Below are 14370 nucleotides of genomic sequence, written 5' to 3'. Positions count from 1 at the left end.
ACTGAGATCAGATGATGCTCATGCTGCTTTCTGATCCAGAAGGCTGGCTGCATAAGCCTCGGCTTCACGGCGCTCACCGCCTGCCAGTTCAGCCAGCTCACGCTGACGCTCCTGAGTGTCCCGCAGCTGGGACACTCGCGAATGGGTGACCCCATCGCAAACATCTTTGCTGACGCGGAAATGATGATCAGCAGCAGCAGCCACCAGTGGCTGATGGGTGACACAGAACACCTGACGATGGCGCGACAACAGGCGAAGCAGATCAGCCATGGCACCGCTGACACGACCGCTCACTCCGGTATCGATTTCATCGAAGAGCAGGGTGCTGGATCCATCCACCTCGGCAAGGCAGGTCTTGAGAGCCAGCAGAAAACGCGACATCTCCCCCCCGGAAGCCACTTCAGCAAGCGGTGCCATGGGCTGGCCTGGATTCGCTGAAAACAAGAAGCACACCGCATCCGCACCGCTCTCGCCAGGTTCAGACGGCTCAACAGAGACCTCAAAACGCACATTGGACAATCCCATCGGCCTGAGATGGTCCATCAACCGCTCTTGAAGCTCCGCCGCAACAATCAACCGCTTTGAACTCAGCGAAGCATTGCTGCGATCACGGTTGACACAAGCCGCATGCTCCTGGCTGCGCAACTGCTCAAGCAGTGCATCAACGCCACCAAACTGCTGACGGTCACGCAACTCATCGCGGCGCTTGATCAAATCAATCAGATCCTGACCATGCCGGCGTTCCAGGCGCTTGAGCTCGGCCAGACGATCCTGAAGCACTGACAAACGATGGGGATCACTGTCCAAAGAGGCTCCGTAACCCTCCAGCTCCCTGATCAGATCCTGAACACCTGATTCAAGATCGAGACATCGCTCACTCAAAGACTGCAGCGACGGGTCGAGACCCTGCATCTGCTGCAGCTCGTGGCTGCAGGCCAGTAAGTGATCAAGCGTTGAGGGTGCCTGATCAGCACCGTCCTGAAGACGCCCGATTAACAGACCCAGACCCTCCTGCAGGCGCACCCCATGAACGAGACGATCCTGTTCTCGTTCGAGCTGATCAATTTCCTCGGGGTCATCAAGCTCAGCTCGCTCGAGTTCAGCCAGCAACAGCTCCAGCTCCTCACGCTGTTGATCCAGACGCAACCGATCCGTTTCAGCCCGCTCAAGCTCGGACTGACAGCGAAGCCAATCGTTCCAGTGACGACGAACCTGGCTGAGCTCAGCATCAAGAGAAGCTCCGCCGAGATGGTCAAGCCAGCGTTTCTGCTGACCAGGACGTGCCAGCTGCTGGGTTTGACCCTGAACGGTGAGATCAATCAGCAAAGGACGCAGCACCAGTAGTTGCTGACGATTCACCATCACACCGTTCAGCCTTGAGCGGCTGCTAAGGCGATCCTCCTGACGCCGCCATTCACGGCTCACCACCAAGTCTTCCTCTCCATGGCTGATCTCCTGCTCGAGCAACCAGCGGCTGGCGGCTGCGCCAGGACGAAAACTGGCCTCGATCACGCCTCGGTCACAACCGGACCGCAGCAGACGCGCACCTGCACCTGCCTGCAAACCTCCAAGCACGGCATCCAAAGCATCCAGAAGGATCGACTTTCCTGCTCCCGTCTCGCCGGTCAGCACCGAAAAACCTTGATCAAATGCCAGATCAAGGCTGTCGATTAAGGCGATGTTCTCGAGTCGCAGGCCGGTTAGCACGGCAGACCACGGTGTTGGAGCCGACCGTAGCGGCGGCTCAGCTCGTTTAGAAGGGGTGCACATGGCATTGAGGCCAGTGGCCCCTCAAGAACTCGGAGATTTCATCGAAGCTGCCGGTCTGCTCACGTATGACCCGGCAGCCATCACCCGGATCTACGCGGGTCATCCCCAACGGCTGCTGCGGCGTCTTTGGCAGACACTGGTGCCGATTGGAATGCTGCTGATCGGCATCGGTTTCGACTGGATCTTCCAGCTGCTCAAGGATCAAAAACGGGCTCGAAACAGGGCACGAGAATGCGCTGAACTATTAGTGGAACTTGGACCGGCCTTCATCAAAGCGGGCCAGGCTCTCTCCACACGTCCAGACATCGTGCCTCCGGTGCTCCTGGAGGAACTTGCCCAGCTGCAGGACCAACTTCCAGGGTTCGACAGCGCTCTGGCCATGGCTTGTATCGAGGACGACCTGGGCGCTCCCGTCGACAGCATTTACGCGGAACTGGAACGCGAGCCGATCTCCGCTGCCTCTCTTGGCCAGGTGCATCGGGGAACGTTGCACGACGGTCAACGCGTTGCTGTGAAAGTGCAGAGGCCAGGTTTACGCGAGCAGATCACGCTTGATCTCTACATCGTGCGCAACATCGCTGCCTGGCTCAACAGCAACATCGGCCTGATCCGCAGCGATCTTGTTGCCCTGATTGATGAACTGGGCAGTCGGGTGTTTGAAGAGATGGATTATCTCAATGAAGCCTCGAATGCGGAAAAATTCAGCGAGCTGCATCAACAGAATCCCCGGATCGCCGTTCCAAAGATCTATCGAGAGGCCACCAGTCGAAGGGTACTGACGATGGAATGGATCGACGGAGTCAAGCTCACCAACCTGGAGGCGGTGAGAGAGATGGGCATTGATCCTGACGACATGGTGTCTGTGGGCGTGAACTGCAGCCTGCAACAGCTTCTTGAGCACGGCTTTTTTCACGCCGATCCACACCCAGGCAATCTGCTGGCCCTCTCTGATGGACGGCTCTGCTACCTGGATTTCGGAATGATGAGCGAGGTCTCTAGGGAATCACGCACCGGATTGATCCAAGCCGTGGTCCATCTGGTGAACCGCAATTTCGGCAAATTGTCCAAGGATTTCGTCAACCTTGGTTTCCTCGCTGAGGACGTGAATCTGGAGCCCATTGTTCCGGCGTTTGAAACCGTGTTCAGTCAGGCGCTGGAAGCAGGTGTCAGCCGCATGGACTTCAAAGCGGTCACCGATGATCTCTCTGGGGTGATGTACAAGTTCCCGTTCAGAGTTCCGCCCTACTACGCACTGATAATCCGCTCACTGGTGACCCTGGAGGGGATTGCCCTAAGCGTGGATTCCGATTTCAAGATTCTCGGAGCTGCCTATCCCTACTTCGCCCGCCGGCTGATGGAAGATCCTGATCCACAGCTTCGCCAGAGCCTGAAGGAGATGTTGTTCGACGGCGACATCTTCAGCTGGACGCGGTTAGAAAATCTGGTGGCCAGTGCAGCAAGTCAAGATCAGCTGGACCTGGAAGCCCTGCTGGACCAAGTTCTGGATTTCCTGGTGTCAACCCATGGGGGCATGCTGCGCCATCAGCTCGTTGAAACCGCAGCCGATCGCATCGATTCACTGGGATGGATGACCCTGCAACGCCTTGGCCGGCGTCTGCCCCGTCCGTTACAACCCTCCCGCCTCATGGCGTCAGGAGCCGAGTTGGATCAGGACTTCTATATGGATCTTGAACCCGTCCGTCAGCTGATCCAAGTGCTCCAACAACTGCCTGGATTCAGTCCAGATCTGCTTTTCAGCCGCTTACCCCGATTGATGCGTGAACCCGACGCACGTCGCATGGGAGTTGAACTCGCACAGGGTTTGGCCGAACGAGGAGTTGTCCGACTGGTCAAAGCAGCAGCAGGAGTCTCCCCCTAGATTCCGCACAACTCAATTTGCCCATGTCTGCACGATCACGCCTTCGCAGGCACGCTCTGGCAACAGGCTCGGCGATGGCTCTGAGCCTACTGAGTTGTTTCCAACCCGTTCACGCCGCCAAAGACATTGCACTAGTCAGTGGAGCCTTCATCCGTTCAATCAGTGTTGCGGACCTCGCTTACCTGGCTGAAACAGGCGAAGCGCGAGGACTGCTGGTCGACCTCCTCAAACTGAGTCGTCAGGATCCTGAGGACGTGGCGAAACTGCTCAATCAGGAGCTGAATCTGCCGCTGGTGCTTACCAGCAGGCTGATGTCCACAAGAATCGGAGATGTGATTCTGACCAGGGTGGCTCGGATCATCTATCCACTGAGACTGCCCGCTCCCTCGGTGAGTGTTCCAGCCATCCGCGCTGGCGTTATCAACGGTCTGCAGATCGGTGAAGGCGGATTGACGGCGATCAAATTTCTTGAGGCCTATCCATCGGACGTGATGGAAGTGAATATCCCTGCACTCCTTACCGTGATACAAAAAGCAGAATCCATCGCGGGCTTAGTGCAGTTCTTCTCAGATTCCCCCCTGGACGGTCTGAAGGACGGCAGCAACTGAACCAGGCTGCAGTGCCTGCCACATAGATTCCTGAGGAATATTGCCCTGCGCAGGTGTCACTGCTCAACAGCTTCCGTCGCCGTTTCTCCCCTGCTCCCGTCATGCAGGACTGGCCAGGGCTGATTGAGGCTTACAGAACCTGGTTACCAGTGAGCAACTCGACTCCGGTGGTGACCTTGAGGGAAGGCGCAACCCCGTTAATCCCCGTGCCTGCGATCGCTGAACGGATCGGAAAAGGGGTGAAGGTCTACGTGAAATACGACGGGTTGAATCCGACTGGTTCATTCAAGGACCGGGGGATGACCATGGCGATCAGCAAGGCCAAGGAGGCTGGATGTGAAGCGGTGATCTGTGCCAGTACCGGCAACACATCAGCGGCAGCCGCGGCCTATGCACGACGGGCAGGGATGCGGGCCTTCGTGCTCATCCCCGATGGATATGTCGCCCAAGGGAAGCTGGCTCAGGCACTGGTTTACGGCGCCGAGGTGCTCGCCATTCGCGGCAACTTTGATAAGGCACTCGACATTGTGAGGGAAGTGTCAGATCAGTACCCAGTCACCTTGGTGAATTCGGTGAACCCGTATCGCCTGCAGGGCCAGAAAACAGCCGCATTCGAACTAATCGACGCTCTTGGTGACGCCCCAGATTGGTTATGCATCCCGATGGGCAACGCTGGCAACATCACCGCCTACTGGATGGGATTCCAGGAGTATCACCAGGCAGGCCGAAGCCGCACTCTGCCGAGAATGATGGGGTTCCAGGCCAGTGGATCAGCTCCGTTGGTCAACGAAACGACCGTGAGCGATCCAGAAACGATTGCCACAGCGATTCGCATCGGCAATCCTGTGAACAGGGAGAAAGCCATGGCCGCACGGGCAGCAAGCAACGGCGCTTTCCTGGATGTGACCGATGAGGAAATCCTTCAGGCATACAAGCTGCTGGGAGGACAAGAAGGCATCTTCTGCGAACCAGCCAGCGCGGCTTCAGTGGCAGGTCTGCTCAAACGCAAAGATGAAGTGCCTGCAGGAGCGACAGTGGTTTGCGTGCTCACAGGCAACGGACTCAAAGACCCCGATTGCGCCATTAACAACAACGACGCTGCCTTCCATACCGATCTGAACCCCGACCTGGGCACGGTGGCCAAAGTGATGGGTTTCTGAATCATCAGCTCAGCCGCACATGGTCTCCATCTCGAACGAGCCCCTTCCAAAAAGGGGTTTTTTGATGTCAAACGAGCGAAGAGGAACAGCAACCAGATGACGAACTGCCTGCGGAAGCTGGCGGAAAACCATGCCTGAAAGCTGTGGAGATCCAGGCTCAAAAACCCTCCTCCATGACCCTTCAGATTTCCCCAGGCTGTTAATTCTGTGAAAAACAGCCGTTTCTCCTCATCAGCGCAAAAAGATTCCCCAGGCCTGTGTGATCAGAAAAGAGCTGGTCAGCAAGGGGCTTGATGGTTTTCCACGGTTTCCACAGGCCCTACTACGACTGTTTTAGTTTTTTTCTAAAAGACTTAAACAGCCAGTAAGCAGAAAGAACTGCAAGTTCGTTTGGACCATTGCGCTTCGTGCGTCCCTGTGAAACCGTGGGTGACCTCAGGCCTTGCAGCGGACAACGTCGCCATGAAACTGGTTTGTTCCCAAACGGAACTCAACGCTGCGCTGCAATTGGTCAGCAGGGCGGTTGCAGTAAGACCGACCCATCCGGTACTTGCCAACGTGTTGCTGACCGCGGATGCCGGCACTGATCGGTTGAGCCTCACTGGTTTTGACCTCAATCTGGGCATTCAGACGTCCCTGGCTGCGACCGTTGAAACCAGTGGTGCGGTCACGCTGCCAGCACGACTGTTTGGTGAGATCGTTTCGCGTCTTTCCAGCGATTCGCCCATCACCCTTGTCACCGATGAAGCCGGAGAACAGGTTGAACTCACCAGCTTGAGTGGCAGCTACCAGATGCGCGGCATGCCTGCGGATGATTTCCCGGAGCTGCCTCTGGTCGAGAACGGCACAGCGCTCAAACTGGATCCAGCAGCTCTGGTTAAAGCACTGCGCAGCACGCTGTTTGCCAGCAGTTCCGACGAAGCCAAGCAGCTGCTCACAGGTGTGCATCTCCGTTTTGATCGCACCAGCCTTGAGGCTGCTTCCACGGATGGTCATCGTCTGGCAGTGCTCAGTGTCGATGACGCACTGCAGGACCCTCTTGCTCTCTCTGACCAGGAGGCTTCGGAAGAGCCTGGCCTTGCTGTCACCCTTCCGGCCCGTTCCCTGAGGGAAGTGGAACGTCTGATGGCGGGATGGAAAGGAACAGATGCTGTGAGTCTGTTTTGCGAAAGCGGTCAGGTTGTGGTTCTGGCCGCTGATCAGATGGTGACCAGTCGCACCCTTGAGGGCACCTACCCGAATTACCGCCAGCTCATTCCAGATTCGTTCAATCGCACGCTTGATCTTGATCGTCGGGCCTTCGTGGCTTCACTCGAACGCATCGCTGTTTTGGCTGATCAGCACAACAATGTTGTTCGCATCGGCAGTGATCCTGACAAGAGTCTGGTTCAGATCAGTGCGGATGCTCAGGATGTTGGCAGTGGTTCCGAGTCCCTATCGGCTCAGATTGAAGGTGACCCTGTACAGATCGCATTCAATGTGCGTTATGTGCTTGATGGTTTGAAAGCGATGGATTCGGAACGCGTTCGCCTGCAGTGCAATGCCCCGACAACCCCAGCCATCCTTTCACCATCAGATGATGCTTCAGGCCTCACATATCTAGTGATGCCTGTTCAGATTCGTTCCTGACCTTGACGCTGCCTGACCCACTTCTGCTCAGCGATCTACTCAGGCACCGTGTGCGTTGTGATCAGGGACTTGATCACGGCATTGGGGTGATGGCCTGGATGCATCCTCCGGTGCATCGCCTGTTGGGCTGGGTGAGTCGTCCTTCCGCTCTGCGTAACTCCCGCACTGTCTGGAGACTTGATCAGTGTCGTGGTCTCGATGATCAGCAGGTGTTTGTGAAAGGGGCTCCTTCAGACATTGATCAGCTCACCCTTGAGCGGCTTCCCACCCTGCTGGATGCCGACTTGCTCGATGTCGCTGGAGAGCGCCTTGGCCAGGTTGCAGACCTCGCCTTTGTTCCCTCAACAGGAGAGATCCTGCATTATCTGGTGTCTCGCAGCGATCCACGTCTGCCAGGGAGCAGCCGCTGGCGGCTCACGCCTGATCGCATTGTTGACCAGCAGCCTGGGTTGGTCTCCACCGGTCTTCGTGATCTGGATGATCTTCCCGAGGCGCGCTCCAGCGTTCGTCAGGATTTCGTTCGTCGGTCTCGTCACTGGCGGGAGCAGTTGCAACAGTTTGGTGATCGTGCCGGTGAACGGCTTGAGGGGTGGTTGGAGGAACCTCCCTGGGACGACTACCCCTCTCGCCGTGATCTCAACGAGCCTGATGATCGTTCCCAACCTATGGATTCAGATCCGCTGGAGGATTGGCATGACGACGACTGGATCGATCGAGAGCCGGCCATGCAGAACCGACGGCCTGGTGAACGAGATGGAGATCCCTGGATCTAATTGGCACGGTCGGGCCGTCGGCAACACTGGGAGCAGATGACCTGTTGACTGTGGTCCAGTCTTCTTCTGCGGCTGAGACGTTTGATGTCGCGGCCGCCCTCCGTCAGGAAGGGCTCACGCAGCAGGATTACGTCGAGATTCAACGTCGCCTGGGGCGAGACCCCAACCGGGCTGAACTCGGCATGTTCGGGGTGATGTGGTCAGAGCACTGCTGTTACCGCAACTCCAGACCGCTGCTCAGTGGTTTTCCAACAGACGGACCTCGCATCCTGGTGGGTCCCGGTGAAAACGCCGGTGTGGTGGATCTTGGCGGAGGCCATCGCCTCGCGTTCAAGATCGAAAGCCACAATCACCCCTCGGCAGTGGAACCCTTTCAGGGTGCCGCGACAGGTGTTGGTGGAATCCTCCGCGACATTTTCACCATGGGTGCTCGTCCGATCGCTCTGCTGAATGCCTTGCGTTTCGGCCCCCTGGATGATCCCGCCAATGTTGGATTGATGCAGGGCGTAGTGGCTGGCATTGCCCATTACGGCAATTGCGTGGGTGTGCCCACCGTGGGTGGTGAAGTGGCTTTTGATCCCTCTTACAGCGGCAATCCTCTGGTCAATGCGATGGCCCTCGGTCTGATGGAGACCGACGACATTGTGAAGTCCGGGGCTTCTGGAGTTGGTAACCCCGTGGTTTATGTGGGCAGCACCACCGGTCGTGATGGCATGGGAGGTGCCAGTTTTGCCAGTGCTGAGCTGAGTTCCGCTTCTCTGGATGATCGTCCCGCTGTGCAGGTGGGAGATCCCTTTCTGGAAAAGGGGTTGATTGAAGCCTGTCTGGAAGCATTCCAGAGCGGTGATGTGGTCGCCGCTCAAGACATGGGGGCTGCTGGTCTCACCTGCAGTTGTTCGGAAATGGCAGCCAAAGGAGATCTGGGAATTGAGCTGGATCTCGACAAAGTTCCTGCGCGGGAGCAGGGCATGACCGCCTACGAATATCTGTTGTCTGAATCGCAGGAGCGCATGCTGTTCGTGGTGTGTGCTGGCCGCGAAGAGCCTCTGATGGAGCGTTTCCGCCGCTGGGGTCTGCAGGCGGCTGTCGTGGGTCGTGTCTTGGCTGATCCTGTGGTTCGCGTGCTTCAGGCAGGCGTTGTGGCTGCAGAGGTCCCTTCGAGGGCTTTGGCGGAAGACACGCCGATCAATCACCATGATTTGCTCAGCGAACCTCCTGCTGAGATTCAGGAGCTGTGGCGTTGGTCAGAAGCGGATCTTCCCCTCCCAAGCCAAGACCATGACTGGAGTCAGAGTCTTCTGTGCTTGTTGGATGATCCAACGATTGCAAGCAAACGCTGGGTGCATCGTCAGTACGACCAGCAGGTTTTGGCGAACACCGTGGTGTCTTCTGGATCCGCAGACGCAGCGGTGGTCAGACTTCGGCCGCAGCAGGGTGAAGGATCGCTGGATGCCTCAACCAAGGGAGTGGCTGCCACGGTGGATTGTCCCAATCGTTGGGTTGCTTTGGATCCTGAACGGGGTGCCCAGGCAGCTGTTGCTGAAGCTGCACGCAATCTGAGTTGTGTGGGTGCTGAACCTCTCGCTGTCACCGACAATCTCAATTTTCCTTCGCCTGAAACCCCCAAGGGCTACTGGCAGCTTGCAAAGGCATGCCGCGGTATCTCGGATGCCTGCAGAGCTCTCAACACCCCGGTGACCGGTGGCAATGTCTCGCTCTACAACGAGATCAAAAAAGATGACGGCACCCTGCAGCCGATCCACCCCACGCCTGTTATCGGCATGGTGGGTGGTGTCGATGACATCGCGACCGTGATTGGTCTGGGATGGCGACAGGCTCAGGATTCCATTTACCTTATTGGTGTCGGCCCTGATGACGCCGAGGCTCTCTCTCTGGGCTTGGCAGGCAGTGCCTATCAACAGCTGATCACAGGGTCTTTGGCTGGACGACCACCTTTGCCTGATCTTCCGATGGAAGCCAAGGTTGGCTGTCTTGTGCGTGAGGCGATTACTCGCGGTCTGCTGGGCTCAGCTCATGACTGCAGCGATGGCGGTCTCTGCGTGGCTTTGGCGGAATCTTCGATTGCTTCGGGGTTGGGAATCCAGATCGACCTCAGTGTTCAGGGTGTGCGTTTGGATCGTGTTCTTTTTGCGGAAGGTGGGAGTCGGATCGTGGTGTCGGTCAAGGCAGATCGCATGGGTCCATGGGAAGCGCTGTTAGTTGAGCAGGACGATCTGCCAATCACTCGGATTGGTGTTGTGACCGAACAGCCTTGCCTTCAGGTTCGTGTTGATCATCACCCTTGTCTGAATCTGGAGATTGAGCAGTGTCGTGATGTCTACAGCAGTTCATTACCGCGAAGAATTGATAGCAACGGGGAGCTTGCTGAATGACCATATGTCGCTTTGCTAAAATTGAAATGACTTTGTTTCCTGCGTTGTTTGGCTTTCGAGCTGATTATATTGATGATTTATTTATGAATTTAATTGTCATATTTGAATCACTGAATAACTTTGTTAGCGAGTCGTAGTTATGTGTGGAATTATTGGAGTTTTTTCTGTTGATTCTGTTAATCAGCAGATCTATGACAATCTTCTGCTGCTTCAGCATCGTGGACAGGATTCTGCAGGAATTGTCACGATGGATAACTATACATTTCACGTCCATAAACAACGTGGACGGGTTCGTGAAGCATTCCGAACGCGCGATATGCGCAAACTTCTTGGCAATGTTGGTATTGGCCATGTTCGTTACGCCACTAGTGGAGCTGCTGCAGCTGAAGATGAAGTCCAGCCTTTTTATGTCAACGCTCCGTATGGAATCACCTTTGTTCACAATGGCAATCTGACCAATACCAGTCAGCTCGAACAGGATCTTTTCAAGATTGATCGACGTCACACCAACTCCTCCAGCGACACGGAGATGTTGGTGAATGTTCTTGCCACTGAAATTCAATCCCATCTTACTGGTCCTGATCTTTCTCCCGATCAGTTGTTTGATGCCGTGTCGTCGTTGCATCGCAGAGTCAAGGGCTCCTATGCAGCGATTGCTCTGATTTCAGGCCGCGGCCTTCTTGCTTTCCGTGATCCTTTTGGCATTAGACCGTTAATTCTTGGCCGCAGGGCTGCGAAAAACGGACGAGATGAATGGATCGTTGCGAGTGAATCGCTCGTGATTGAAAACAGTGGTTATGAAATTGTTCGTGATGTTGAACCTGGAGAAGCAATCTTTATCGACTTTGATTTCAACCTGCACCAACGTCAATGTGCGCAGTTTTTTCAGCTTGTTCCCTGTGCTTTTGAATACGTTTATCTCGCAAGGCCAGATTCCGTTATGAACGGAATTTCTGTTTATGAAACAAGGCTTCGCATGGGAGATCTGCTTGCAAAAACAATTTCTGACTCAATACCAGCTGGTGATATCGATGTTGTGATGCCGATACCAGATTCAGCCAGACCTTCCGCAATGCAGGTGGCAAAACAACTTGGGATCGAATATCGCGAAGGATTTTATAAAAACCGTTATGTGGGTCGTACGTTTATCATGCCAGGACAAGCGGAAAGAAAAAAATCAGTACGGCAAAAACTCAATGCGTTGGGGACTGAATTTGCTGGAAAGAATGTTCTGATTGTGGATGATTCCATTGTGCGTGGTACGACATCCAGGGAAATTGTGCAGATGGCGCGCGACGCTGGAGCCAATCAGGTCACATTCACATCGGCTGCGCCGCCTGTGCGCTTTCCCAATGTGTATGGAATCAACATGCCCACGAGGGGAGAGCTTCTAGCTCATGGACGCTCGACTGATCAAATCGCAGATGTTCTTGCTGCCGATCATGTTGTGTATCAGAGTGTTGATAATCTCAAGAAAAGCATTGTTCAAGGTACTGATATCCAGGAACTTGAAATGTCTTGTTTTGATGGTCACTATGTGACTGGAGATATTGATGAGAACTACTTCGAGTGGTTGGAGGGGAACTGCAGTTCTTGAAATGAATTCAGCTCATTAGAGGAACAAGCTGAACCAGTGTTTCTTCTGCTTTGAATCTCAGCTGCGTAGGTTGATTGCTATCCATGCTGATTGTTGTGTTTTCGATGCGGGCATGGCGCCCTTTGTTGGTTATCACACCCACTAGATCCGCGCTTTCACAGACTGAGACCAGTCGCTCGCTTTCTTTTTGATCGCCATTCAGTTTCACAGCGATTTCCCCTAGATCTCCACGTTTGCATCGGCGCAGTTCGCTTAGGGAGACGCGAATCAGGCCACCGTTGTTGGTGCCGATCAGCACCTCCCCACTGTTGTTTGATTCAGAACTGCTGCTGTCAGCGGGTTGGCTGACAGCTCCCACAAGGTTTTCTCCGGGCAGCATGCGCATGGTCATTGGCCCCTGGGCCAACTTGCCCATCAAGGGCAGGCACTGCTCTTCCACTGGAAGGCAGAGAATTCGACCGATGTCACTCACTAGAGCCACGGTTCCACCTTGTTCGCAGATCACTGCTGAAAGCAGTGAAACACCTTCCTTCAGTTTCAAGATGGTGGCAGCGCGACCTGAGAGCTCCTGAATTTCATCTAATGGAAGTCGTTTGAAGCGTCCGTCTGTGGTCAGCAGACCAAGCGATGATCGGCTGTTGGTGTCTTTGTCATCAACAGCGGGAAGTCGAAGAAGGTTGATCACTGTTTCGCCCTCTAAAGCTGTCGGGAGGAATCGCTCCAGGCCTCCAGGTTGCTGACCTGCAAACTCCCAGCGCACCAGTGCGATCCGACCACTGGCGGTGAGTGCCAGCAATCGCGGTGCAGGGTTGATCGGCAGGATCAGTCGTGCCGGAGAGGGTTCGTCGCCCAGATCGACTGCTTCATTGAGGTGCAATCGGCCGAGCAGCTGGGGGCTCACCACCTTCACTTGACCGTCGGTTTGGATCAGGATGCGCGATTCAGGTGGCAGAGCATCGAGGGCCTGACGGCGTTGCAGTTCGGCATTGGGGCGCTGGCTTGCTGCCCGTTCCGCCAGCAGGTGATCACCTCCTTCCACCAGACGTGTACGTCGAGGGGTGGCAAAGCGTTTTTTCAGCTGGCGGAGCTCCTGAACCAGGGCATCCAGAAGCTGTTCGCGATTGTCCAGTAACAGCTTCAGTCGTTGCCGTTCAGCTCGCAGTTCATCGGCTTCTTGGCGCAGGCTCTCTTGCTCCAGCCCCGTGAGCCGTCGCAAGGGCATGGCCAGAACCGCATCAGCCTGTCGCTCGCTGAGATCCAGTTGCACCATCAGGCTTGCTCGGGCCGTTGATGCGTCGCGCGCCTCCTGAATCATGGCGATGACTTTCTGCAAAGAAGCCAGCGCTGTGATCAGGCCTTCCACCACCTCGAGCCGGTCCTCTGTTTTGCGCAGGGCATGGCTGGTTCGGCGAATCAGCGTCAGTTCCCGATATTCCAGGAAGGTCTGAAGCATTCGCCGCAGCGACAGTTGCCGAGGTTGACCGTCTACCAGTGCCAGCAGGATGGCTCCGAAATTGCTTTGTAGAGACGTTCGGCGCTGCAAGTCCTTGAGAACGGTGTCCGTATCAGCGTCTCGCCTCAGTTCCACCACAATCCGCATGCCTTCGCGGTCGCTTTCATCGCGTATGTCCGCAATGCCACCGATCTTTCCGTCGTTGACCTGTTCAGCAAGCTTTTCGATCCAGCCAGCCTTACTCAGTTGATAGGGCAGCTCAGTGACAATCACCGCGTTGCGCTTGTGTTTGCCCTTTCCTGGTTGCACTTCCTCCACGTGGGCGACGCCCCGCATCGGAATGCTGCCTCGACCACGCAGATAGGTATCACGGATTCCGCTGCCGAGCAGCACTTCACCGCCTGTGGGGAAATCTGGACCTGGGATCAGAGCCAGCAATTTCTCATCGCTCAGATCTGGTTTCCGCACCAGCGCCACCAGCCCATCCACCACTTCACCGAGGTTGTGGGGCGGGATGCTGGTGGCCATGCCCACCGCGATGCCAGCACAGCCGTTCAGCAGCAGAAACGGCAGCTGTGCCGGCAGGACTGTCGGTTCCTGTTGGGACCCATCAAAGTTGGCAGCGAAATCGACCGTGTCGTCGCCGATCTCATCGAGCAGTGCCTCATGAGCGATCGGTGCCAGTCGCGTTTCGGTGTAACGCATTGCGGCAGGTGGGTCATCGTCCACGGAACCGAAGTTGCCATGGCCATCCAGCAGCGGATGGCGGCTGGAAAAGGTCTGGACCTGTCTGACCAGCGCGTCGTAAACCGCCTGATCACCGTGAGGGTGATATTTACCGAGAACGTCGCCGACGACGCGGGCGCATTTGCGATACGGGCGATCCGGTGTGAGCCCAAGCTCGTGCATCGCGTACAGGATGCGGCGCTGAACTGGTTTGAGACCGTCGCGGACATCCGGCAAGGCCCGACCCACGATCACGCTCATCGCGTACTCGAGATAGGAGCGCTGCATCTCGTGATGCAGGGCGATCGGTTGAACGCGCTCCTCGGCCATCCGCTCCGGAATCAAGAAGGCAGAAGGCGCTTAGCCTACAGATCTTCGTTCT

General features: G+C 55.9%; 9 protein-coding genes. 7 read left to right on the top strand and 2 right to left on the bottom strand.

What is annotated here, in order from left to right; all coding sequences use genetic code 11:
- Nucleotides 1–18: 18 nt before the first annotated feature.
- A complete protein-coding gene (gene recN / locus SIB42_RS02900; protein WP_067093453.1) occupies nucleotides 19–1707 on the bottom strand; it encodes a DNA repair protein RecN in 1689 nt (562 codons plus the stop codon).
- 61 nt (nucleotides 1708–1768) lie between these two features.
- Between recN and SIB42_RS02895 the strand changes: the two genes are divergently transcribed.
- The 7 genes from SIB42_RS02895 (at nucleotide 1769) to purF (ending at nucleotide 11809) form a co-directional block, all read left to right on the top strand.
- Nucleotides 1769–3649 (top strand): ABC1 kinase family protein, encoded by a 1881-nt coding sequence (locus SIB42_RS02895; protein WP_067093450.1) that lies wholly within the window; start codon nucleotides 1769–1771, stop codon nucleotides 3647–3649.
- Nucleotides 3650–3672: 23 nt separating this feature from the next.
- Nucleotides 3673–4257: an alpha/beta hydrolase gene (locus tag SIB42_RS02890; protein ID WP_067093447.1), complete on the top strand. Its 585-nt coding sequence runs from the start codon at nucleotides 3673–3675 to the stop codon at nucleotides 4255–4257.
- A 101-nt stretch (nucleotides 4258–4358) separates the two neighbouring features.
- The gene (thrC, locus tag SIB42_RS02885) at nucleotides 4359–5417 is read left to right on the top strand and encodes a threonine synthase (protein WP_067093803.1); all 1059 of its coding nucleotides are present in this window, start codon (nucleotides 4359–4361) and stop codon (nucleotides 5415–5417) included.
- Between the two features lie 462 nt (nucleotides 5418–5879).
- The gene (gene dnaN, locus SIB42_RS02880; protein WP_067093800.1) at nucleotides 5880–7046 is read left to right on the top strand and encodes a DNA polymerase III subunit beta; all 1167 of its coding nucleotides are present in this window, start codon (nucleotides 5880–5882) and stop codon (nucleotides 7044–7046) included.
- A 2-nt stretch (nucleotides 7047–7048) separates the two neighbouring features.
- A complete protein-coding gene (locus SIB42_RS02875) occupies nucleotides 7049–7819 on the top strand; it encodes an RNA methyltransferase (RefSeq protein ID WP_067093445.1) in 771 nt (256 codons plus the stop codon).
- Between the two features lie 50 nt (nucleotides 7820–7869).
- Nucleotides 7870–10212 carry a phosphoribosylformylglycinamidine synthase subunit PurL gene (gene purL / locus SIB42_RS02870; protein WP_067093797.1) on the top strand — a complete coding sequence of 781 codons (2343 nt, stop codon included), beginning with the start codon at nucleotides 7870–7872 and terminating at the stop codon, nucleotides 10210–10212.
- 139 nt (nucleotides 10213–10351) lie between these two features.
- On the top strand, nucleotides 10352–11809 hold the full coding sequence (gene purF, locus SIB42_RS02865) for an amidophosphoribosyltransferase (RefSeq protein ID WP_067093443.1): 1458 nt from the start codon (nucleotides 10352–10354) through the stop codon (nucleotides 11807–11809).
- A gap of 7 nt (nucleotides 11810–11816) precedes the next feature.
- Here purF and SIB42_RS02860 read toward each other — a convergent pair whose 3' ends face one another.
- Complete coding sequence (locus SIB42_RS02860) at nucleotides 11817–14318, bottom strand: DNA topoisomerase (ATP-hydrolyzing) subunit A (RefSeq protein WP_067093794.1); 2502 nt, start codon at nucleotides 14316–14318, stop codon at nucleotides 11817–11819.
- Between the last annotated feature and the right edge of the window lie 52 nt (nucleotides 14319–14370).

This window comes from Synechococcus sp. MIT S9508 (genome assembly GCF_047303045.1).
Taxonomy (GTDB): domain Bacteria; phylum Cyanobacteriota; class Cyanobacteriia; order PCC-6307; family Cyanobiaceae; genus Synechococcus_C.
Note: the sequence above shows the minus strand (reverse complement) of the source record. Positions and strands in the feature narration are given on the sequence as shown.